Annotated in this window: 22 protein-coding genes; 11 read left to right on the forward strand and 11 right to left on the reverse strand. The window is 30.0% G+C overall.

Features of this window, described 5'->3' with window-relative positions; genetic code table 11:
• Window positions 1-91 precede the first annotated feature (91 nt).
• The 4 genes from L8W40_RS01685 to L8W40_RS01700 are packed head-to-tail and all read left to right on the forward strand — an operon-like array spanning window position 92 to window position 3,819.
• Entirely contained in the window at window positions 92-937 is an 846-nt protein-coding gene (locus L8W40_RS01685; RefSeq protein WP_263664512.1) for a metal ABC transporter solute-binding protein, Zn/Mn family, read from the forward strand.
• Entirely contained in the window at window positions 934-2,262 is a 1,329-nt protein-coding gene (locus tag L8W40_RS01690) for a DUF1007 family protein (RefSeq protein WP_263664513.1), read from the forward strand. Before L8W40_RS01685 ends, L8W40_RS01690 begins: the two co-directional genes overlap by 4 nt.
• Window positions 2,262-3,011: a metal ABC transporter ATP-binding protein gene (locus L8W40_RS01695; protein WP_263660398.1), complete on the forward strand. Its 750-nt coding sequence runs from the start codon at window positions 2,262-2,264 to the stop codon at window positions 3,009-3,011. The genes L8W40_RS01690 and L8W40_RS01695 overlap by 1 nt, the downstream gene beginning before the upstream one ends.
• Window positions 3,004-3,819, forward strand: a complete 816-nt coding sequence (locus L8W40_RS01700) for a metal ABC transporter permease (protein ID WP_263664514.1) — start codon at window positions 3,004-3,006, stop codon at window positions 3,817-3,819. The genes L8W40_RS01695 and L8W40_RS01700 overlap by 8 nt, the downstream gene beginning before the upstream one ends.
• Here L8W40_RS01700 and L8W40_RS01705 read toward each other — a convergent pair.
• The 3 genes from L8W40_RS01705 to rpmI form a co-directional block, all read right to left on the reverse strand.
• Window positions 3,796-4,692 carry a DNA ligase gene (locus L8W40_RS01705; protein WP_263662710.1) on the reverse strand — a complete coding sequence of 299 codons (897 nt, stop codon included), beginning with the start codon at window positions 4,690-4,692 and terminating at the stop codon, window positions 3,796-3,798. The two genes, L8W40_RS01700 and L8W40_RS01705, sit on opposite strands and share 24 nt — an antisense overlap.
• Window positions 4,670-5,023: a 50S ribosomal protein L20 gene (gene rplT / locus L8W40_RS01710; RefSeq protein WP_039617097.1), complete on the reverse strand. Its 354-nt coding sequence runs from the start codon at window positions 5,021-5,023 to the stop codon at window positions 4,670-4,672. The genes L8W40_RS01705 and rplT overlap by 23 nt, the downstream gene beginning before the upstream one ends.
• Window positions 5,024-5,121: 98 nt before the next feature.
• The gene (rpmI, locus tag L8W40_RS01715; RefSeq protein WP_039617094.1) at window positions 5,122-5,313 is read right to left on the reverse strand and encodes a 50S ribosomal protein L35; all 192 of its coding nucleotides are present in this window, start codon (window positions 5,311-5,313) and stop codon (window positions 5,122-5,124) included.
• Window positions 5,314-5,460: 147 nt separating this feature from the next.
• On the opposite strand from rpmI, the gene L8W40_RS01720 reads away from it, so the two are divergent.
• From L8W40_RS01720 to L8W40_RS01745, 6 genes are all read left to right on the forward strand, one after another.
• Complete coding sequence (locus tag L8W40_RS01720; RefSeq protein WP_263659198.1) at window positions 5,461-5,682, forward strand: hypothetical protein; 222 nt, start codon at window positions 5,461-5,463, stop codon at window positions 5,680-5,682.
• Between the two features lie 63 nt (window positions 5,683-5,745).
• Window positions 5,746-6,492: a DUF3944 domain-containing protein gene (locus tag L8W40_RS01725; protein ID WP_263659199.1), complete on the forward strand. Its 747-nt coding sequence runs from the start codon at window positions 5,746-5,748 to the stop codon at window positions 6,490-6,492.
• Between the two features lie 11 nt (window positions 6,493-6,503).
• Complete coding sequence (locus L8W40_RS01730; RefSeq protein WP_263664515.1) at window positions 6,504-8,237, forward strand: hypothetical protein; 1,734 nt, start codon at window positions 6,504-6,506, stop codon at window positions 8,235-8,237.
• Window positions 8,230-9,123, forward strand: coding sequence for a hypothetical protein (locus tag L8W40_RS01735; RefSeq protein WP_263659201.1), 894 nt, complete (start codon window positions 8,230-8,232; stop codon window positions 9,121-9,123). The genes L8W40_RS01730 and L8W40_RS01735 overlap by 8 nt, the downstream gene beginning before the upstream one ends.
• A gap of 3 nt (window positions 9,124-9,126) precedes the next feature.
• Window positions 9,127-9,432 carry a hypothetical protein gene (locus tag L8W40_RS01740; RefSeq protein ID WP_263659202.1) on the forward strand — a complete coding sequence of 102 codons (306 nt, stop codon included), beginning with the start codon at window positions 9,127-9,129 and terminating at the stop codon, window positions 9,430-9,432.
• Between the two features lie 17 nt (window positions 9,433-9,449).
• Window positions 9,450-10,316, forward strand: coding sequence for a helix-turn-helix transcriptional regulator (locus tag L8W40_RS01745; RefSeq protein ID WP_263664516.1), 867 nt, complete (start codon window positions 9,450-9,452; stop codon window positions 10,314-10,316).
• Here L8W40_RS01745 and L8W40_RS01750 read toward each other — a convergent pair.
• The 7 genes from L8W40_RS01750 to purB all read right to left on the reverse strand — a co-directional run bounded on the left by L8W40_RS01750 (window position 10,313) and on the right by purB (window position 20,400).
• Window positions 10,313-11,404, reverse strand: coding sequence for a DNA adenine methylase (locus L8W40_RS01750; RefSeq protein WP_263664517.1), 1,092 nt, complete (start codon window positions 11,402-11,404; stop codon window positions 10,313-10,315). The genes L8W40_RS01745 and L8W40_RS01750 overlap by 4 nt on opposite strands.
• A 34-nt stretch (window positions 11,405-11,438) precedes the next feature.
• The gene (infC, locus tag L8W40_RS01755) at window positions 11,439-11,960 is read right to left on the reverse strand and encodes a translation initiation factor IF-3 (RefSeq protein WP_039617082.1); all 522 of its coding nucleotides are present in this window, start codon (window positions 11,958-11,960) and stop codon (window positions 11,439-11,441) included.
• On the reverse strand, window positions 11,957-13,768 hold the full coding sequence (gene thrS, locus L8W40_RS01760; RefSeq protein ID WP_263664518.1) for a threonine--tRNA ligase: 1,812 nt from the start codon (window positions 13,766-13,768) through the stop codon (window positions 11,957-11,959). The genes infC and thrS overlap by 4 nt, the downstream gene beginning before the upstream one ends.
• A 106-nt stretch (window positions 13,769-13,874) precedes the next feature.
• Window positions 13,875-14,681 carry an undecaprenyl-diphosphate phosphatase gene (locus L8W40_RS01765; RefSeq protein ID WP_263659205.1) on the reverse strand — a complete coding sequence of 269 codons (807 nt, stop codon included), beginning with the start codon at window positions 14,679-14,681 and terminating at the stop codon, window positions 13,875-13,877.
• Window positions 14,678-16,663, reverse strand: a complete 1,986-nt coding sequence (locus L8W40_RS01770; protein ID WP_263664519.1) for an OPT family oligopeptide transporter — start codon at window positions 16,661-16,663, stop codon at window positions 14,678-14,680. Before L8W40_RS01770 ends, L8W40_RS01765 begins: the two co-directional genes overlap by 4 nt.
• Window positions 16,664-16,678: 15 nt before the next feature.
• Window positions 16,679-19,054, reverse strand: a complete 2,376-nt coding sequence (locus tag L8W40_RS01775) for a ribonucleoside-diphosphate reductase subunit alpha (protein WP_263664520.1) — start codon at window positions 19,052-19,054, stop codon at window positions 16,679-16,681.
• Window positions 19,055-19,071: 17 nt separating this feature from the next.
• Window positions 19,072-20,400 carry an adenylosuccinate lyase gene (gene purB / locus L8W40_RS01780; RefSeq protein ID WP_263664521.1) on the reverse strand — a complete coding sequence of 443 codons (1,329 nt, stop codon included), beginning with the start codon at window positions 20,398-20,400 and terminating at the stop codon, window positions 19,072-19,074.
• Between the two features lie 79 nt (window positions 20,401-20,479).
• Between purB and L8W40_RS01785 the strand changes: the two genes are divergently transcribed.
• A complete protein-coding gene (locus L8W40_RS01785) occupies window positions 20,480-21,382 on the forward strand; it encodes an RluA family pseudouridine synthase (RefSeq protein WP_263659209.1) in 903 nt (300 codons plus the stop codon).
• Here L8W40_RS01785 and L8W40_RS01790 read toward each other — a convergent pair.
• Window positions 21,379-22,083: a hypothetical protein gene (locus L8W40_RS01790; protein WP_263662719.1), complete on the reverse strand. Its 705-nt coding sequence runs from the start codon at window positions 22,081-22,083 to the stop codon at window positions 21,379-21,381. The genes L8W40_RS01785 and L8W40_RS01790 overlap by 4 nt on opposite strands.
• Window positions 22,084-22,101 lie beyond the last annotated feature (18 nt).

Here is a 22,101-nt window from a genome sequence, read left to right on the forward strand (position 1 = left end):
AAAAAGTTTTATAAATGCAACTTAATTTTTAAGTTGCAACTAAGTTGCATTATATATAATTACATAAATTTTAGATAATCAGGAGGAAATAATGTTAAAAATATTGTTATTGTTATTATCATGCGCACTTGCTTTTTCAAAACCCATTGTGAGTGTTAGCATACCACCTCAAGCATTTTTTGTAGAAAAGATTGCTAAAGATAGTGTTGAAATTAATATCTTGATTTCACCTAATTCTAATGAACATAATGTAGAATTTAAACCTATGATGATTAAAAATCTTGAAAAAAGCAAAATTTATTTTCTTGCCGATTTAGAACTTGAAAAAATCCTAGAAAACAAATTTAAAAATACACTCAAAAATGTCAAAATTGTTAATATTAATGATGGCATATCATTACTAGAAAATGATGAGACTGATGAACATGAGCACGATGAACATGAGCATGGTAAAAACGATCCTCATACTTGGCTAGATCCTGTTTTAGTAAAAATACAAGCACAAAATATCTATAAAGCTTTAAGTCAAACTTTTCCACAAAATAAAGACTTTTATGCAAAAAATTTAGAAAATTTTCTTAAAGAATTGGATGACTTAAATTCAGTAATCAAAACAAATTTACAAGATATCAAACACCGAGAATTTATAGTCTATCATCCTAGTTGGAATTATCTTGCAAAAAGATACAACCTCATCCAAATTCCTGTGGAAATTGATGGAAAAGAGCCAAAAATTCAAGATTTGCAAAAACTAATAAAAATAGCCAAAGAAAAAAACATAAAGGTTATTTTTGTCCAACCTGGTTTTAGTGAAAATTCGGCTAAAGTATTATCTAAAGAATTAGACGCAAAAATTGTTTTTATCGATCATTTGGCTAAAGATTGGGATAAAGAACTTTTAAAAACCATACAAGCATTAAAAATGGCTTTAGAATGAAAATCATTTTAATACTAGCTTTTATATGCTTTCAAAAAGTATTAAGCTGTGCTTTGTGTGCAGCTTATACTCCAACGGCAAATGTAAAATTAGACTTTAACGCAAGTGATGATAACATCAATAAAATTTATGTAACTTGGGAATTTTCGCAAGATTTTATAAAAATACTGCTTCAAAACTATGATATAAATTATAATAATACTTTAGACAAAGACGAACTTACTGATATTAAATATACTCTTTTAGATTATATAGAGCCAAGACAATTTTTAATGCAATTTCAATTTTACAATTTAGATGAAAAAATTTACATAGAAAAATTTTTAAATGCCAAATTAATCTTAGATAAAACGAAACTATTTTTCACTTTTGAAGTAAATCTTAACATCCCTATAAAAGAAAATAACACATTTAGCATAAGATTTGAAGATAAGGAAGGATTTTTTAGTTTTAAATTTATACCGCAAGATTTTATCACTTTGAATTCAAACTATTATCTAAGTGCAAATCCCAATTTAAATCTCATATTTTTACAAGCACAAAAAGGCAAAACACCAAATACAACCTTTGCAGAAATTCAAATCAAGCAAAGTCCAAATTTTATAGATGATCTTTTAAATAAATTGCAAATTTTTAACGAAAATATTTTATTGTATATCAAGCAACTTCTTCAACAAGAATTTAATATACAAACATTTTTAATATTATTAATCATATCTTTTGGATATGGCATTTTTCATGCTAGTGCACCAGGTCATTCTAAAATGCTTACAAGTTCGTATTTTTTAACACACAAAAGCTCATTTTCTAAAATATTTTATTTTGTATTAAAAATAGGCATAGTGCATATAATGAGTGCATTTTTACTTGTAAGCATTGGTATAATTATCCTTGAGAAATTACTCAAAGATATCAATATGGCTGGATTTATTCTTACAAAATTTACAAGTTTACTTATAGTTTTTATAGCTCTTTTTATGCTAAGTAAAAAAATACTTCATAAAAACTCTTGCTCATGCTCTTGCCACTCACATAAAACAAGTGAATGGGTAGTCATACTAGGAGCTTCTTTGGTGCCTTGTCCTGGTGTTATATTACTTTTTATTTTTGCGTATAAATTCAACTTTTTTTATGCTTTAAGCTCTGCTGTGTTTGTGACATTGGGAATGTGCTTTGTATTATTTTTATTTGCTATAGGGGCAAATAAAATTCACCAAAATGTCAAAACTATAAAAATAAGAACCTTACTAGAGTATCTAGCTTTGATATTTATGATATCATTTGGATTATTTTTATTCATCAATACCAAAGAAGGTGTATTTTAGTGGAATTATTTCGAATATCTAATTTAAATTTTTCTTATAATGAAGAACTTGTGTTAAAAAATATCAATCTAAGCTATGATAATAATGATTTTTTATCTATCATAGGACCAAATGGTGGTGGAAAATCAACCCTTATAAAACTCATATTTGGACTTTTAAAAAGTAAAAATATAATTGAATTTAAAAATATAAATTTAAGTCAAATAGGCTATGTCCCACAAAACACTCTAACTAATACCAATTTTCCAACTAGAGTCTTAGAAGTCGTGCTTATGGGAAGGATAAATCATAAAACTTTTGGTTTTTACACCAAAAAAGACAAAGAGTTAGCTCTAGATGCTCTAAAAAAAGTATCTATGCAAGATTTTTGGGATAAAACTATCCATTCTTTAAGCGGCGGCCAAAGACAAAGAGTGCTCATAGCAAGAGCTTTAGTAGGAGAGTGTAAATTGCTTATATTAGATGAGCCTACAGCAAGTGTAGATACTAAAAATGCTATACAAATTTTTGAGCTTTTAAAACAACTTCATCAAAATGGCATAGGTATTATATGCATTAGTCACGACATTAACATAACTTTAGCATATAGCGATAAAATCGCATATTTAAACAAAGAAATTTTTATACACAAAAACATTAAAGATCCAAATAAAATCAACTATATAAAACACTTATACCAAAACCATTCTCATTTTTGCGATGTTGAAATGAGTTTAAATTCTTGCCTATGTAAGGAATGTAATGCTTGAAATTTTAAATTTTAACTTTTTTCAAAATGCTTTATTTTCTTGTGTGCTAGTAAGCATTGCATGTGGTTGTATAGGAAGTTTGGTAATGGTAAATAGGCTTATTTCTATGGCTGGTGGTATTACACACGGGGCATTTGGTGGCATTGGAGTAGCATTTTACTTTTCTTTACCCATTTTACTTAGCACAAGTTTATTTACTTTGATTTTAGCCTTTATAGTGGCTTATTTAAGCAAACACTATCCAAACAGAAGCGATAGCATCATAGCTGTCATATGGGCATTTGGCATGGCCGTAGGAATTATACTTATAGACTTAAGTCCAAAATACAATAACGACTTAATGGCATATTTATTTGGTAATATATTAACCGTTTCTAATGAAGACATTTGGCTTATGCTTGGTGTAGATATCATTTTTATCATTATATTACTATGCTTTTATAGACAATTTGAAATCATAAGTTTTGATAGCGAATTTGCTCAAACTAGAGGAATTAACACTAATTTATTTTATTATCTTTTGATTTTTATGATAAGCTTGTGTGTGGTTATTAGCATTAGACTTGTGGGGTTAATTTTAGCTATGGCTTTATTAAGCATACCAAGCTTTATAGCAGAAGGCATTAGTAAAAAACTTGGCTGGATGATGATTTATTCAAGTATTTTGAGTTTATTTTTTTGCTTAAGTGGTTTAATGGTGAGTTATTATTTTAACATTTCAAGTGGTGCTAGTATCATTATGATCTCATGTATTGCTTTTGCTGTATATTTAGGAATTAATGCTTTAAAAATTTTCTCTCGTTCTTAAATAAGTAGCAAATCTTGGAGTGCCATTTTTTGTAAAACCATTGTATTTATAAGTGATGATTGATCCTATAGCAGGAGGATTTATACGATCTTTATCTTTAAAACCTGAGCCTATTTTAAAACTCACTTTTTTACCCTCAATCATTGCTTCACAAAGTAAAGATCCCATTTTACCTTCAAATTTTCCTTTACCTTCTAAATGCTTTTTTACAACACATTCTGTATCATCAAAAGGTTTTAATTTGTAAGCATTGTTTGATCTTTTCTTTTCATAAGGTGCGTTGTTTAATCTTATGATCACACCCTCACCTTTATGCGAAATGATATCTTGATAAAATTGTTCTAAATGATTTTTATCTTTAATGGAAATTTGTGGAATAATTTTTATATAATCATTTGAGTTTTTAGCCAAATACTTTTTCAAAACTTCTAATCTTGCTTCTAAGGTACAAGGATCAAGCTTAAATTCCTCACAAGCATTTGGCACATCAAAGACATTATAACTTACTTTTTGCCAAAGTTTTTCATCGGGATTTTCTTGGCGTATTAAAGATGAAATTTCTTCAAAAGAAGCTCTTTTTATCCAAAGTTCTCCATCTAATTCAAATTTAGGAAAGTTTTTTGTGAAAAATAAAGGAAGTTTTATAGTATTTCCTGCTCTTGTTTGCATAGACTTACCATTCCAAAGACCTCTTATACCATCGAGTTTTTCACTCATGAGATAATGGCTTAAATTTACATCTTTAAATGCTTTTTCATCATAAACTTTAAAAAGCAAAATATCTTTTGCAAAAAGAGAATTTAAAAGGAAAGTAAAGAGAAAAGCAAAGCTAAAAAGCCTTGCAGTAAGATTAAAGTGCTTTTTTAGCAGCATCTGCGATTTTAGCAAAAGCAGCTGCGTCATTCATCGCTAAATCAGCTAAGATTTTTCTATCAAGCTCAATACCTGCTTTTTTAAGACCATTTATAAATCTTGAATAACTAATATCATTTAGTCTGCAAGCTGCATTGATACGTACTATCCAAAGACGACGGAAATCACGTTTTTTGCGGCGTCTATCACGATACGCATAAACCAAACTTCTTTCTAATTGTTCTTTAGCTTTTCTAAAGTGTTTGCGGCGACCACTATAAAAACCACGCGCAAGTTTTAAAACTTTTTTATGTCTGCGGCGTCTTACAACACCTGTTTTTACTCTTGCCATATTTATCCTTTCACAAATTGGCGTTCGTTAAACGAATCTTGCCCTTTAAAATAAGGGGAGCTTGAATGACTTTCGTCAAAAACTAAATTTAAGCGAGCTTAAATTCCTAACATTTTTTCAACCGCTTTAACATTGGTTGAGTGAACATACTTAGAAGTGCGAAGATCACGCATTCTTTTAGCAGGTTTTTTAGTCAAAATGTGGCTTCTATAAGCAGCACCTCTTTTGATTTTATTTTTACCTACTTTGAAGCGTTTAACAGCACTTTTAACGCTTTTCATTTTTGGCATGTGTATCCTTTGGATAAATTTTTTCATAAAAGAAAGCTATCATTTTACTATAACTATGCTTTAGAAAAATTAAATTTTTATGACACAACCTGTCACAAGAATTTAATATGATTTTATTAATTTTATAAAATCCAATAAAGGAGTCAAATGGCAATAGTAATTGGTATTATAGTTATGATAGCTACTGCTATATGGGCTATAGTTTGTGGTACTTTTTGGGCTTTATTTTTGTTTGTAGTGTGGTGCGTTATATTACCAAGTTTATTTTTAATAGAAAAATACGGAATTATAAATGTAGCAGTTTCTTATGTGCTAATTTTAGCAGGCGTAGTAGTACTTGCAAGGATAATTAAAAGTAAACAATACTAAAAACCTTGACAATACGGGGGGGGGGGTATTGATATAATAAAAATTTAAATTGAAAGGAAAAAGATGGCATATAGATATGACAAAGATTTGGAATTTTTGAGAAACTTAAGTAGCGAAGAATTAAATGATTTTGTTAGTATTCTCACACATGATAAAGATAATACTACAAGATTTACGGAATTAATAACAGTAAATGAGTTGTATAAAAAATTCTATCCTGATCACAAACAGTATTTAGATTTAATTTTAGATGAGTTTCAGTGTTTTGGGGGAAACACCTTTGCAAATATCTTAAGAATGGGAAAAGGTGTACTTTATAAAGAAATTTTATGCGATGTAGCCGATAAACTTAAAGTTAATTATAATAAAAATTCCGATACAGAGATAATAGAAATAAATCTTTTTATGAAAATTTTAGAAAATTCTTTAGACCAAATGAGCAAAGAGCAAATCAAGGAAATTTCTCAAGAATTAAATTTAAATTTATCAACTTTTACAAAACAATCTACAATGGCAGCAATGCAATTTTTAATAAAACAAGGTGGTTTCAAAAGCTATCAATTAATAGTTATTGTTGCAAATGCCATATCAAAATTAATTTTAGGCAGAGGATTGTCAGCTGTAGTTAATGTGAGTTTAACAAAAGCGATGAGTATTTTTGTTGGTCCTATTGGATGGGCAATAACAGGGATGTGGACTGCAATAGATATAGCAGGACCTGCTTATAGAGTAACTATACCAGCTGTTATTCAAATAGCATATCTACGACAAAGTTATAATATGAAACAAAACAACCAAAAACTATTATAAAAGAGACCACTATGATAGATAATAAAGAACTTATAAACGATTATGAACTTTTAGAAAATGATTTGAAAGAGATATCACAAAGAGAACAACTTAAAATTAATATAAATCAAAACTTAGAAGAAGCCTTGCAAGAACTAAAAAACATAGAAACACAACTACCAAAAGAGCAAAGTAAAAAACTTTTTGAGCAATGCACCCAAAACGCACTTGATGCTATAACAAGTCATTTTGGATTGGCTGCTATTGTTCTAGATTCTCAAGACGGTGGTAATGTAAGCACCACACATAATGCCAGGAAAGATATATATGCCAACGAAAACGATAAGCAACAATATGAAAAACGTGAAAAATACTGTTCAAAAAAATATCATAATGGGGAATACAATAAAATAAATAATAAACTAAAAAAAGAAATAGAAGAGGGAAGATTATATGATTATGCAACTGGAAAGATGATTAAGCCAAAAGACAATACTCAGCTAGATCATGTTGTTTCAGCCAAAGAAATTCATGAAGATCGTGCAAGAATTTTAGCTAATGCTGATGGTGTATCTTTAGCTAATACACCTCAAAATCTAAAAAAAACAGATGCTAAGATAAATAATTTTAAAAGAGATAATAGCGCAACAAAAACTTTAGAGAAATTAGAAGGACAGATACAAATATTAACCGAAAAAGAAATAAAAAATGGAAAACTATCCTTAAAAGATCAAAAAAATATAGAAAGATTATTGGATATGCAATGTAAAATTGATGGTGAAAAATTTATAGAAGAATATAATCATCAAAAAAAACATATTGATAGTGAAATTGATAAAATTTACTATACAAGCCTAAAACCTTACAAAGAAGCTTTGATAACCGGAGCTAAAGACTCTACAAAAATGATTGTATATTCAGCACTTGGAATGATTTTAAGAGACTTTTTCAAAAGCTTAATGATAGAAATTAGAAAAACATTTAAAGAATTTGGAAACGAGAGTTTTAGTGATATATTCAAAAGATTTAAAGATAGAATCCATTACATTTGGGATGATATCAAAAAGAAATGGAAAAATATTTTTGCAAGTTCTTTAGAGGCAGGAATTCAAGCATTTTTATCTAATTTAGTTGTATTTGCTATAAATACTATATTTACAACTTTAAAAAGAATAGTTCAAGTTATTCGTGCTGGCTTTACTTCTTTATATAATGCGATAAAAATTATTATAAATCCTCCAAAAGATATACCTAAAGAAGATATATATTTTGAGGCCGCTAAAATTTTTACAGCAGGTATTATCGCCTCACTCACAATGCTAGGAAGTGAGGCGATAAATAAATGGCTTATAACTATACCTGGGCTTAATGTTTTATTATCTTTACCTATACCATTTACGAGTGAAACTATAGGTGATGCAATTTCATTAAGTATAAGTGCTGCTTTTGGAGCTATTGTTAGCACTATTGTTGTTTTTTATATGGATAAATGGAAAAACAACTCCAAAATAGGAAATTTACGATTACAGCTTGTTACTCAAAGTGGTGTTATTTTAAATTGTAAAATAGCTCAAACATGGCTTATGCTAGATGATGCATATATTTTTTTAACACATGCAATAAATTCTATAAAAGAAAAGAATTTAATACTACAAAACAATCTCACTCAAGAGCTAAATACTTATAAAAAGATGGACGAGGAAAGAAAAACTAAAATATCTAATCTGAAGAAAAAGATTCTTGATCTAAAGGAATTGCATGATTAGTTATAGTAAAAGTAAACATAAAATTAGTATAATAAATTCACATGAATGTTTAACAAAAACAAATACACCTAATAAAAATGCAAATTCGCAAGAAGTAGCTAACATACTTAATAATAAAATTCACAAAGCTTCTAAAAAAATCATAGAGGCAAAAAAAGTTGCAAAATTAGCTAAAAATACTAAAAATACTTTTTTGGAAAATATGGCAAAAAATATACCTTTTGCTGGAATTTTTATTGATAGTGAAGAGATTAAAAAAATAAATATTCTAATAGAATTAAACATGATGAATATAGAGGCTATTGAAGCACAAAATGATTTAATTCAAGAAGTTATAAAACTCACATGTTATAGCATAGAATTTATAAATGACACAATCAACGATCTACAATTAATAATTTCCAAAACAAATGAAAATTATAGGACTAGCATTACAGAATTATCTTATGATACAAATGAAATTTTAGAAATATATAATGAACTTACAGATATTGTAATAAATCAAATGCAAGATCATACAAAACATTTTCAAGAAATTCAAATAAAAATAGAAAAAAATGAAGATGAAGTAAATCTAATTAAACAACAACAAAAAAACTTCACCGAAACTATTGAGTTACAAGAAAATAAAATAAACTCACTTAATAAAGATTTACTATTATCTTCAAAAAAAATCGACAATTTATCAATGCAACAAAATGAATTTATGCAAAAATATGAAAACCAAATAGCAAATTTATCGAAAGATATTATGCAGGAATTGGAAAATATAAAAACTGTAATAAAAAAACACGAAAATCTATTAGATAATAATATATTAAAAATAGTTTCTATTACATCTTTGGGGATTGCAATAATAGCAATTTTATTGCAATATATACAATAAACCATGCTAAACAAACTACCCCAACTTTTTTCATTGCTTTTTAGTTATAAATTAAACATCTTTAACATCATCTCAAAGCCAAAGCAAGCTTATACTTACACTAAGTTTGCTTTAGAGCTAAAAGAGCTTTATGAAAAAGAAAATGACAAAACAGAAGCCGCTTTTATCATCCTAGATAGAGTACTTAAATTTAAAAAAGAAAATCCTGATGATTTTAATGATTTTTTAAAGCTTATTCAAGAGCTTTTAACTACCTATGAAAATGATCCAAAAACAATCAAACAAAACATCAAAGATTTGCTAAAATAAACAAAAAAAGGTTGTATATGGAAAAAGACAAGCTTTCTACGCGTTTAGTTTCTATACTGCAGTGTTTAAACAATGGTGAGCGTTTTAGCTTAAAAGAGCTTGCGCAAGAATTTAATGTCAGCATTCGCACCATACAAAGAGACTTACATAAACGCCTTGCTTTTATCCCTATAAAAAAAGAAAATGGAAAGTATTTTTTAGAAGGCTATGTTTTAGGAAAATTAAGCTTTAAAGATATACAAAATTTTGCTATTTTAAGCGGTATAGGTAGGCTTTATCCTAGTTTAGATAAAGAGTTTTTAAACGACTTGCTTAATGAAAAAATCAATAAAGCCTTTTTAGTCAAAACCCAAAGCTATGAAACACTTGATAGAGAAGTTTTTGAAGAACTAAGTGCAGCTATCATAGCAAAATATCCCATTAGTTTTTACTACAAAGAAAAACACAGAAAAGCTAATCCATACAAACTCATCAATATTGACCACATATGGTATCTTTTAGCAGATGAAAACGATACTTTAAAAACCTTTACTTTTTCTAAAATCACACAACTAAGAGTGGAAAAGAAAGAAATTTTTACCCCAAAAGAAGAGTTTTTAAAACAAATTCAAAAAGATCAAAGCAACTGGATTAGTAAAGAAAACAAAGAAGCTATTTTAAAACTTGATAAAAAAGCTAAAGAATATTTCTTAAGAAAAAATGCCCTTACTAAATACGAATTTATAGATGAGGATGAAAATTTTATTTACATCAAAGCATTTTATACCTATGATGATGAACTTTTAAATTTAATAAGATATTGGATACCATATATTAAAATAAACAAACCTATCGCTTTAAAAGAAAAACTTTTTGAGCAGTTAAATACATACATGCAAGATTAGCGTTTTTTTAATATATAGAGTTGTTCTTGTATATGCATAGAGCGTTTAGAAAGGTTTCTACTAGCTCTAAAGGCATTATACTTTTGCTCAAGCACAAAACATTCTCCAAGACTTTGAAGTCTTTTTGTGAAATTTTCTTTTTTTACAAAACCCTCACAATTATAAGAAAGCAATACAATCTTGGCTTTTAAATCATTTATCAAATCAAACAAAGCATCTTCGGCTTTTTTTTCTTTGTTAAAAGCACTGCGGTTCCAGTCTTTTGGTATGCCAGAAACCTTTGAAATTTCCTTTGGCTTTTTATAATTAGCAATTAAATTTAACATAAAATAATTTGATCCATAAGGATGTTGATTATAAGGTGGGTCTAAATACGCCACATCAAAGCTATCAAGCTCTTTAGCTAAAATATTTGCATCTTTTTGAAAAACCTCATACCCACAAGTAAAATTTGAAAAAATAGGCATTTTTAAAGCTATATCGCCTTTTATACGACTAAGCGCATTTGCTCCATTTCCTCCAAATTTTCCCACTCCATTTTTATCTTTATAAAAGCCTTTAAAAACCCCGCTTGTATTTGCATGCACACTTGCTTCGTAGATAAGCGGTGCGATAAAGTATTTTTGTATATTACTTGGCAGGCTTGAAATTTTTTCTCGCATAGAGTCTAAATACATCGCATTTTTAAGCGTGTAGAAAACTCTTTCATTCTTTTGGATATACTCATCATCATTTGGCGCATAAAGCTTACTTATAAAGCCTTTTTTGAGTTTTAAATCAGAAATTAAAAAATCATAATATTTTTGTAATTCTTGTAAAAATTGTGCATTTTGATTGCTTAAATAACACTCATTGATGATTTTAGAATAATCTTCCAAATCATTTGCCATGATAAAACTCGCATAAGGCTTCACAAAACGCGAAACTACCCCAGAGCCACTAAATACATCACAAAAACTAAATTTGTCTTTTTTAAGCTCATTTTGTGCGAATTTAAAGCCTTGATTTAAAAACTCAAGCAAGGATCTTTTATTACCAAGATAAGTTATGATTTGTTCTTTTAAAAATTGTGGATTTTCTTCTAGCATAAGTTTAAAATACAAGCCTTAAAAAGGCTTGTGATTATTTTTTCTTTTTAGGAGTTACTAGCATATTTACATAGCGTCCTTCGAGTAAAGGCTCTTTGTCTCTATCTGCTATATCTTCAACCATTTGCCAAATTTTTTCAAGCAAAGCTACCCCTGCTTCGGGAGAGCCCATCTCACGACCTTTTAAAAACACTCTAAATTTCACATGCTTGCCTTGCTCTAAAAACTCGCTTGCATGTTTGACTTTATAATTAATGTCATTTTGAGCGATTTTCACAGAAAGTTTGATTTCTTTTATATCAATAACTTTTTGTTTTTTCTTTGCTTCTTTTTGTTTCTTTTCTTGTTGATAACGGAATTTTCCATAATCCATTATCTTACATACAGGTGGTTTGGCTTCAGGGGCTATCATCACCAAATCAAGCCCTAGTCTATTTGCTATATCTAGTGCTTCATCACTACTAATAATGCCATAAACCTTGCCATCATCACCTATACATCTGATCTCATCTGCTTGAATTTCTTCATTTAGCAATACTTCTTTTTCTTTACTCAAAAGCGTACCTCACTTAATTTCTCCTTTGTTAGGGTTATAAATTCATCTAAAGTCATTGTTTTTTGTTCTTTTGCTCTTCTATCTCTTAAAGCCACACTTTTGTTTGCTACTTCTTCATCACCTAAAACAAGTATCATAGGCACATGTGCTTTTTCGGCTGTGCGGATTTTTTTATTTAAGCTTTCATTTTTATTATACACTTCACTATCAATGCCAAGTTCTAAAAGTTTTCTTGCTATTTCTTTTGCATACTCATGATGATTTTGCGAAATAGGCACTATAGCTATTTGAGTTGGTGCTATGAAAAATGGCAACTCACCCGCATAATGCTCTACTAAAATTCCTATAAATCTTTCAAAAGAACCCAAAATAGCACGGTGAAGCATTACAGGTTGTTTTTTCTCATTATCTGCGTCTGTGTATTCGAGTTTAAAACGGCTTGGTAAGTTAAAATCTACTTGTATAGTTCCACACTGCCATTTTCTTTTTAGCGCATCAGTGATTTTAATATCGATTTTTGGACCATAGAAAGCTCCACCGCCCTCATCAATGCCATATTTTAAACCTTGTTCATCTAAAGCTTCTTTTAAAGCCTTTGTAGCTATGTCCCAAATTTCATCATCACCTATTGCTTTTGCTGGGCGCGTTGAAATTTCCATCTCATAATCAAATTCAAAAGCTTTCATCAAAGTATCAACAAAGCTTAAAATTTCTAAAACTTGTTCTTTTATCTGACTTGGCATACAAAAAATATGCGCATCATCTTGGGTAAATTCTCTTACCCTAAAAAGTCCGTGTAAAACTCCACTTTTTTCATGGCGGTGCACCACGCCGTATTCAAAAAACTTCAAAGGTAAATCACGGTAGCTTCTAACATCGCTTTGATAAATTTTAATATGTCCTACACAATTCATCGGCTTAATGCCGTATTCTTGCTCATCAATTTGCGTAAAATACATATTTTCTTTATAGTTTGCATAATGCCCACTAATTTTCCACGCATCAGCTTTTAAAAGCTCAGGTCCACGCACAGGCTCATAGCCTCTTAATCTATGTGCTTTATATAATAAATGTTCTAATTTACTTCTTAATTTTGCACCATTGCTAAGCCATATAGGAAGCCCACCGCCTATTTCATCATCAAAAGCAAAAAGTTTCATTTCATTACCAAGTTTTCTGTGATCTCTTTTTTTAGCTTCTTCAATGATTTTTAAGTATTCATTTAAACTTTCTTTATCTGCAAAAGCAGTACCATAAATTCTTGTGAGCATTTCTCTTTTTTCATCACCACCCAAATACGCTCCCGCTACACGAGTAAGCTTGAAAAATCTTAAATACCTAGTATTTGGTACATGAGGCCCACGGCATAAATCTTCAAATTCGCCTTGCTTATAAATACTTACTTTTCCATCAGGAATTCTTAGTAAAACTTCTTGTTTTAAATCATCATTAGCAAATTTTTCTTTAACCTCAGTCTTTGAGAGTTCATATTTTGTGATGTCTAGCTTTGCTTCAGCTAGTTCTTTCATTTTCTTTTCGATTTTGCTTAAGTCTTCTTCTGAAATCTTACTATCAACTCTAAAATCATAATAAAACCCATCTTCTATCACAGGTCCTACGAAAAATTTAGCCTCTGGATACAAACTTTTAATCGCTTGAGCCATTAAATGCGCACAAGAGTGGCGGATAACTTCTAAACTTTCTTTAGAGTTATCAAAATAAATCGGAGTTAAATTTGTATCATTGTTAAAACTTTGAGTATCTACTAAAGTTTCATTATTTGCATATGCAATTATATCTTTTGTCATTTCTACCCTTAACACTCACTAACCTTGTGAGCTTAAATTAAAATATAAGACTAATTTTAGCTATGAAAAACTTAAACTTTTTTTAAATAAAGGATATTTTTATATTTCAAACACCTGTTCTTGATATATCTAAAGTACCACTCATAAAAAGGTATAAAAATACAAAACCTAAAATTATCCTATAAATTCCAAAAGGTATGAAGTTTATTTTGCTAATTAATTTTAAAAATATTTTAATTACTATAAAAGCCACTACAAAAGCTGTTATAAAACCTATGGCTAAAGGAATGAAATTATTCATATTGCTTAGAACTTGTGGTTCTTTATAAATGCTATAAGCTGTTGCTATAATCATAGTAGGAATTGCAAGCAAAAATGAAAATTCAGAAGCAACTTTGCGATCAAGTCCGAGCAATAACCCACCTATGATACTTGCTCCACTTCTTGAAGTACCTGGTATAATAGCAAGAGCTTGAGTTAAACCTATCAAAAAAGCTTGTTTATAACTTACCTCATCTAAAGAGTGGATTGTATAGTCTTTTTTTCTATGTTTAAGTTCTATGATGATAAAAACAATCCCACCAATGATTAACATAGTAGCCACGGTATAGCCATTAAATATTTCTTTTAAAAACTTATATGCTATAAAACCCACCCCACCTGCAGGCAAAAAGCCCACAGCAAGTTTTAACCAAATATCAAGTTTTTGAGTTAGTTTTTCTTTAAAAATAAAAATCACCGCTAGTATAGAACCAAGCTGAATGATGATAAAAAAACTTCTCCAAAAATCATCTATATTTAAACCCAAAATTTCAGCACCCAAGATCATATGCCCAGTAGATGAAACAGGTAAAAATTCTGTCAGACCCTCAATGATTCCTAAAATCAAAGCATAATAATAATCTAAATTCATTTTTTAAGCACTCTTCTTGCAAAAATTAGCATAATCGCTATAAATACTACAAAACCTATAATCCCATCATCTTTAAATGAAGTTGCAATAGCAAGCGGATCTTCAGCTCCACCTCTACTAATAGAAAGCACAGTTAAGCCAGCTATTAATACTCCAAATATACTCTCACCCACTATCAAACCGGAGGCAAATAAGGTTCCTTTTTGCTCATGCTCTTGAATAAGTTCTTTTTTATGAGCATTTTTAGCATATCTTTGATCCAAACGCTTTTTAATTAAATATGTCAATAATCCACCTATAAACAAAGGCATATTAACAGCAGGTGGTAAATATATACCTATACCCACAGCTAAAGGTGGTAAAGACATATTTTTCTTTCTTAATAAACGATCGACAATGATTATACCAACACCCACAAAAGCTCCTGCTATAATATAACTCCAATCAATGTTAGCGTTAAAAATACCTTGAGCTATAGTGCTCATTAAATTTGCTTGTGGTGCAGCAAGTGCATTTGCCTCATCCATTCCTTCTCTTGGCATTGCACCCACAAAACCATAAGCTTGGTATAACAAATTTAACACAGGAGCTATAGCCAAAGCTCCAAACACACAGCCTATAATCAAAGAAACTTGTTGTTTCCAAGGAGTTGCACCTACTAAATAACCAGTTTTTAAATCTTGTAAATTATCATTAGAAATAGCAGCAGTTGCCAAAATAACACTAGTAGTAAATATAGCAAAAGCAATAGCAAATTTAGACATTAAAGGATCGCTAAATAAATCTACTTGATAACCCAAAAGTAAAATAATCAAAGAAGAAATCATAATCCCAATTAGTCCTATACCTGAAATAGGAGAAGATGATGAACCCACTAAACCTGCCATATATCCACAAGCAGAAGCTACAAAAAAGCCTATAAAAATAGCTACTAAAGTTCCTACTAAAGCAAAAAGAATTTGATAGCCACTTGCTAAATTTGAATCAGCCACAAAAGCATAAAATGAAATAAATAAGCCTATACACATAAGCACAAATAAACCTAGCATAGCTTTTAAAGATAAATCCATATCTTTAGGATCTTGTGAGAGGTTTAATGAGGTTTTTTTAAGCATATTTTTCATACCATCATATACAGGCTTTGCAAGTTCTATTAAAGTCCATAATGCTGCCATGGCAATAGCTCCTGTGCCTATTAAGCGTACTTTTTGAGCCCAAATTTGATTAGCTATATCAAGCGCACTTAAGCTTACATCAAAACTTTCTTTAGCAGAAAAATATGGCACAAAAACCATCCAAGCAAGCACCATACCCACAAGCAATGCAACACCTCCAGCTATACCTACTAAGTATCCAGCACCCAAAAGCGCCACTGAATAGCCCATAGAAAATCCAAAAGTCATTTTTTGCCAAATAAATGCAAAACTACTTCCACTTGAAAGTAGTTTAAAGCCGCTTGAAAAAAGGCTTACAATAGAAGCTAATACTACACCAAGTGTGATTTCTTTTAAGCCCACCTTTCCTTTTTTATCAGCTTGATCTTTATTGGCCACTTTTAAAATTTCAGCAGCAGCCCTTCCTTCAGGATAAGCCAATTTACTCTCTACTACCATAGCTCTACGCAAAGGTATAGTAAAAAGCACGCCTAATCCACCTCCGCAAAGACAGAGCATAAAGGTAAGCCAAAGTGGAAATTCAAACCAATACCCACATATAAAAAGACCTGGTATAACAAAAATCACAGCCGAGAGCGTACCTGCAGCTGAAACTTGAGTTTGAACCATATTATTTTCTAAAATATTAGAATCTTTAAAGATTTTTAAAACAGCCATTGCAATTACAACAGCAGGAATAGAAGTAGAAAAAGTAAGACCAACTTTAAGCCCCAAATATACATTTGAGGCAGTAAAAATAATCGTTAAAATACTTCCTAGTATTATACCCCTAAGCGTAAGCTCCGGTAGTGAGTTTTTTACATGCATTTTGTTTCTCCATTTTTATTGACAACCTTCACATTCTATAGTTCTATCAACCACATCATCATTTACTTTTTGACTATCAGGGCTTTCGCTTCTTAGATAGTAAGTTGATTTAACACCTAATTCCCAAGCAAGTTGATAAATTTCATTTAAATATCCACCGCTTGCTTTATCTAAAGAAACAAAGATATTTAATGATTGACCTTGATCAATCCATTTACCACGAATCGCTGCTGCTTTTACTAAGATTTTTTGATCAAGCTCATAAGCAGGAGTATAATACTGCCAAGTATTAGCGCTTAAATTTGGCACCACAGTTGGTATCATACCACTTAAGTTTTGCTCAAACCATTTTCTTTTATATACAGGCTCAATTGTTTGAGTAGTACCCACTAAAATCGAGATAGAAGAAGTTGGTGCTATAGCCATTAAATAACCATTTCTTATACCATCTCTTTTTAGTTTTTCTCTTAATTTTTCCCAATCACACTCGCTTTGATCAAACAAACCTTCACTTGCGGTAAGTTTTTTAGCATTTTCATTTGCCACATCAATTGGTACTATACCTTTACTCCAATTTGATCCTTCAAAGTCAGGATAGTTTCCTTTTTCTAAAGCTAAATTTGAGCTAGCTAAAATCGCCTCATAGCTAATCATCTCCATAATACGATCAATTTTTTCAAAATGCTCATTAGAACCCCAATAAATTTGAGCTTCAGCCAACATTTGCGCTTCACCCATTACACCAAGTCCTATAGCGCGTGATTTTAAGTTGGTATTTTTAACCTTTATATGGGGATAAAAATTCAAATCAATCACATTATCAAGCATTCTTATCGCTGTTGGTACTATTCTTTGGATATCTTCTTTAGTGTTGATTTTACTTAAGTTTATACTTGCTAGATTGCAAACTGCTGTTTTTCCTTCGTTTTTATATTTTTCTACTATATAAACTTTTTTACCATTGATACTATCTAAAGTAGAAACTTTCTTAGCAAGTTTTTTATACCCTCCATCTATTGTAAGCTCTTCATCCTCATCTAAATGAAGCTCTGTTTTATCATCAAATACGATTTTAATTTGATAATAGTTTGGATCTGTATTTTGAAAAATTTCTGTACATAAATTTGAACTTCTTATAATCCCTGCGTGAGAATTTGGATTTGTTTTATTTGCACTATCTTTAAAACATAAAAATGGCATACCTGTTTCAAAATAAGATAAAAGTATTTTTTTCCAAAGCTCTTTTGCATCTATAATTTCTTTAGCTATGCTTTCATCTTTTTCAAATTCTTCGTATTTTTTCTCAAATTCTTCACCATATAAATCACATAAACTTGCAGTATCAGCAGGATCAAAAAGCGTCCATTTACCATTTGTCCTTACTCTTTTCATAAATAAATCATTAATCCACAAAGCAGGGAAAAGTTCATGCGCTCTTCTTCTTTCTTCGCCAGAATTTTTACGCAAATCTAAAAAGTCATTAATATCCATATGCCAAGGTTCGATATATACAGCAATCGCCCCTTTTCTAGTACCAAGTTGATCAACAGCAACGGCTATGTCATTAGTGATTTTTAAAAATGGTATGATCCCGCCTGCTGCGTTTTTATGCCCATCTATACTTCCACCCATAGCACGCACCTTAGACCAATCCCAGCCTATACCACCACCAAATTTAGATAAGAGTGCCATTTCTTGATAGGAATCAAAAATCCCTTCTATATTATCAGGTGTGCTTCCTATATAACATGAGCTTAATTGGTGTCTTGTAGTTCTTGCATTTGAAAGGGTTGGAGTTGCAAGCATTACTTCAAAAGTTGAGATCAAATCATAAAATTTTTTAGCCCAAGTTTGAGAATCTAATTCATTTTGTGCTAAAAACATCGCAATAGCCATAAACATTTGTTGTGGTAATTCTATAGGCATACCTTTAGAATCTTTAATCAAATACCTATCATATAAAGTTTTTATACCAAGATAAGTAAATTGCAAATCACGCTCTGGCTTGATATAAGCATTAAGATCATCTAAATCATATTTTTCTTTTAGGCCGATTAAAATCCTACCTTCTTTTTCGCCTTTTTCAAGGTATTCTCTTAAATGCTTATACCCATTATAACCACTTACTTTTTTATATAAATCATACAAAAACAATCTTGCAGCAACAAAGGTCCAATTAGGCCTATCAATATCTATTTTATCTACTGCTGTTTTTATAAGAGTTTGTTGGATTTCTTCTGTTGTTATACCATCACGAAATTGAATTTTTGCATCTACTTCAAGCTCACTTTGACTTACATTTTCTAAATTTGCCACCGCGTCGGTAGTATATTTTTTAATCTTAGAAACATCTAACTCTTCAGTTCTTCCATTTCTTTTTAATACTTTCACTCACAACCCCTAGTTTATTATTTAAAAGTTCTTTCAAAAATTTTATCTACATTTTTAGTATAGTAGTTATAATCAAAGCAATTTCTAATATCTGCTTCACTTAAAGAATTTTTCAAATCCTCATCAGCTAATAAAGCTAATAAAAACAAACTCTCACCTTTTTCATTTAAAGCAGGCTTACCATTTTGTAAATCAGCCCAAACTTTCATAGCATTTCTTTGAACAATCTTGTAAGCTTCTTCTCTGCTTATACCTTTAAATGGAAGTTCAAGCAATACTCTTTGAGAAAATACAAGCCCTCCAGTTAAATTTAAATTTTTCATCATATTTTCTGGATATACCAAAAGCTTTTCTACCACACCGCATAATCTTGAAAGCATAAAATCAGTCGTGATAAAAGCATCAGGTAATACAAATCTTTCTACACTAGAATGTGATATATCTCTTTCATGCCACAATGCTACATTTTCTAAAGCAGGTGTTACATAAGCTCTTATCATCCTGCAAAGACCGGTAATATTTTCACTCAAAACAGGATTTCTTTTATGAGGCATAGCTGAACTTCCTTTTTGTCCTTGAGAAAAATATTCTTCAGCTTCATATACTTCTGTTCTTTGAAAATGGCGGATAGCAACAGCAATTTGCTCACAACTTGAAGCTAAAATAGCTAAAGCCGAGATAACTTGTGCGTAACGATCTCTTTGTATAACTTGGTTTGAAACTGGTGCTGGTTTAAGATCTAAATTTTTACAAACATCTTCTTCAAATTCAAGTGGAGCATGAGCAAAATTTCCCATAGCACCACTGATTTTTCCATAGCTAATCACTTCTTTTGCATGAATAATTAAATCTTTTGCATGAACTAGCGAATCATACCAAATAGCCAAAACTAAACCAAAAGTTATAGGCTCTCCATGAATTCCATGACTTCTTCCCACCATTAAGGTATTTTTATGCTCATATGCTCTTGTTTTAATCGCTGCTAAAACTTGATCTAAATCTTGCAAGATTAGTTCCAAACTATCTTTAATCTGCAAAGCAACTGCAGTATCAATACAATCTGAACTTGTCATTGCATAATGTACAAAACGACTTTCCTCACCTAAGCTTTCACTTACACTAGTTAAAAAAGCGATAACATCATGTTTGGTAGTTTTTTCTATTTCATCTATTCTTGCTATATCAAATTTTGCATTTTTTATAATTTTTTCACAATCATCGTCTTTAATAAGACCAAGTTTATTCCATGCTTTCACAGCAGCTAATTCTACTTTTAGCCATGCATCATATTTTGCTTGCATGTCCCATTTTTTAGCCATGATTTCTCTACTATATCTTTCAACCATTTTCAAGACCTTTTTTTATATAATTTTTTATGAAAAAATAGTTTGAATTTTATTATAAATTACCTAAGAAAGTTATTAAATGGCATATATAAAAAAGAAACTAGCAAATAATGGAAAAAAGGCATTTAGACTACTTATGGATGAGTTGAAAATTTCTATGCGTGAAGCACAAAAACTCATTGATAAAAAAAGATTATTTTGTGATGGAAATTTGGTAGAAGAAAAAAATAAATTTTTAAATGGTTTAGTAGAATTAATCATATATGAAAACAACCCCAAAGGATTAGAAATAGTTTTTGAAAATGAAGATTTTGCCATCGTAGAAAAACCAAGTGGAGTACTAACTCATCCTAATGGGCGCAATTGTACTTATAGTCTTTGTGATGAAATTTGGCATTTATGGGGTGAAAAAGCTTGCGTAGCTCATAGACTAGATAAAGAAACAAGCGGACTTTTACTCATAGCAAAACATAAAAATACACAAATTGAGTTAAAAACTATGTTTGAAAAAAGATTAGTGCAAAAAAGCTATCTCGCTCTAGTAAAAGGAAAAACTAAAAAAGAATTTATAGTAGATAAAAGTATGGATTTAGCTAAAGACTATGATACAGTAAAAACTAGGATGCATATTTGTGAAAATGGTAAAGAAGCTTTAACACAATTTTATACTTTAGAATATTTTGAAAATTTAGATGCTAGTTTAGTTTTAGCTAAACCTCTAACAGGAAGACAACACCAAATAAGATTACATTTGTTTCATGTGAAACATAAAATTTTAGGTGAACCTTTATATGGTTTAGAAAAAACACAAATAGAGCAAATATTAGATGGAAAAATAAGTGATATAAAAAGAGCTCAAATTACAGGTGCTAAAAGATTGCTTTTACACTCTTTTAGCTTAGAATTTACATATAAAAATCAAAAATTTTTGATACAATCTCAAAAAGATATAAAAGGTGAATTTTTGAAAAATCTACCTTAATCTTTTTCTAATTTTAAAACCTTATCAGTTTGGATTGCAACTGCAATTTGCTTAGCTGGTTTACCATAATCTCTACAATAATCACAAGATTTATAAAAATCTTGAGAATAAAATTCAAAAAATCTTTCTTTAGAATCCTCTAAATTTAAAAAATCACCATTAAATTCTTCAAGTCCTTTTAAGCGTGACAAGGAGCTTGATATAGGACAAACAAAAATAGCTCCTTTAGGTGCTAATTGTTTATTTTCTAAGCCCTCAGATGTCATCAAACTTACACATGGCATTTGACAATTACGATAATTTTTGATTATATCTTCTTTACTTCTACCGCGTTTATAAATTTTTTCAGGATCACTCCAAGTAGAATTTTCGCCACTAGAGTTCATAGAAAATGGAATTTTATTTTCTTTTAATTTTCTTAGAATGCTTTCTTGTTTTAGTGGAATTTTTAAATTTGGCGATCTTTTGTAGTCTGAAATTGTAATTTTTCTAACCTTATTAGATTTTTTTAACTTTTTCATCAATTCATCTTTAAAATCAATAGTTGCATTAGTAACTAAAGAAAAAGTTAGTATTTTCTTTTGAGCATCTAAATAATCAATCAATTGTGGTAAATCTTTAAACAACAGGGGTTCTCCGCCTATAATTCTAACTCTTGCAATAGAATCTACTTTAGATAAAAGTAGATCTAATGATTCCATAATGCCCTCTAAAGTACA

Origin of the sequence: Campylobacter sp. IFREMER_LSEM_CL1846, assembly GCF_025772105.1 — a bacterium.
GTDB lineage: Bacteria > Campylobacterota > Campylobacteria > Campylobacterales > Campylobacteraceae > Campylobacter_D > Campylobacter_D lari_D.

Excerpts from the sequence above, each read along its gene's own strand:
- L8W40_RS01685 (WP_263664512.1), top strand. The coding sequence starts at position 92 with ATGTTAAAAATATTGTTATTGTTATTATCATGCGCACTTGCTTTTTCA.
- L8W40_RS01690 (WP_263664513.1), top strand. The coding sequence starts at position 934 with ATGAAAATCATTTTAATACTAGCTTTTATATGCTTTCAAAAAGTATTA.
- L8W40_RS01700 (WP_263664514.1), top strand. The coding sequence starts at position 3,004 with ATGCTTGAAATTTTAAATTTTAACTTTTTTCAAAATGCTTTATTTTCT.
- L8W40_RS01705 (WP_263662710.1), bottom strand. The coding sequence starts at position 4,692 with ATGCTGCTAAAAAAGCACTTTAATCTTACTGCAAGGCTTTTTAGCTTT.
- rplT (WP_039617097.1), bottom strand. The coding sequence starts at position 5,023 with ATGGCAAGAGTAAAAACAGGTGTTGTAAGACGCCGCAGACATAAAAAA.
- rpmI (WP_039617094.1), bottom strand. The coding sequence starts at position 5,313 with ATGCCAAAAATGAAAAGCGTTAAAAGTGCTGTTAAACGCTTCAAAGTA.
- L8W40_RS01720 (WP_263659198.1), top strand. The coding sequence starts at position 5,461 with ATGGCAATAGTAATTGGTATTATAGTTATGATAGCTACTGCTATATGG.
- L8W40_RS01725 (WP_263659199.1), top strand. The coding sequence starts at position 5,746 with ATGGCATATAGATATGACAAAGATTTGGAATTTTTGAGAAACTTAAGT.
- L8W40_RS01730 (WP_263664515.1), top strand. The coding sequence starts at position 6,504 with ATGATAGATAATAAAGAACTTATAAACGATTATGAACTTTTAGAAAAT.
- L8W40_RS01735 (WP_263659201.1), top strand. The coding sequence starts at position 8,230 with ATGATTAGTTATAGTAAAAGTAAACATAAAATTAGTATAATAAATTCA.
- L8W40_RS01740 (WP_263659202.1), top strand. The coding sequence starts at position 9,127 with ATGCTAAACAAACTACCCCAACTTTTTTCATTGCTTTTTAGTTATAAA.
- L8W40_RS01745 (WP_263664516.1), top strand. The coding sequence starts at position 9,450 with ATGGAAAAAGACAAGCTTTCTACGCGTTTAGTTTCTATACTGCAGTGT.
- L8W40_RS01750 (WP_263664517.1), bottom strand. The coding sequence starts at position 11,404 with ATGCTAGAAGAAAATCCACAATTTTTAAAAGAACAAATCATAACTTAT.
- thrS (WP_263664518.1), bottom strand. The coding sequence starts at position 13,768 with ATGACAAAAGATATAATTGCATATGCAAATAATGAAACTTTAGTAGAT.
- L8W40_RS01765 (WP_263659205.1), bottom strand. The coding sequence starts at position 14,681 with ATGAATTTAGATTATTATTATGCTTTGATTTTAGGAATCATTGAGGGT.
- L8W40_RS01770 (WP_263664519.1), bottom strand. The coding sequence starts at position 16,663 with ATGCATGTAAAAAACTCACTACCGGAGCTTACGCTTAGGGGTATAATA.
- purB (WP_263664521.1), bottom strand. The coding sequence starts at position 20,400 with ATGGTTGAAAGATATAGTAGAGAAATCATGGCTAAAAAATGGGACATG.
- L8W40_RS01785 (WP_263659209.1), top strand. The coding sequence starts at position 20,480 with ATGGCATATATAAAAAAGAAACTAGCAAATAATGGAAAAAAGGCATTT.
- L8W40_RS01790 (WP_263662719.1), bottom strand. The coding sequence starts at position 22,083 with ATGGAATCATTAGATCTACTTTTATCTAAAGTAGATTCTATTGCAAGA.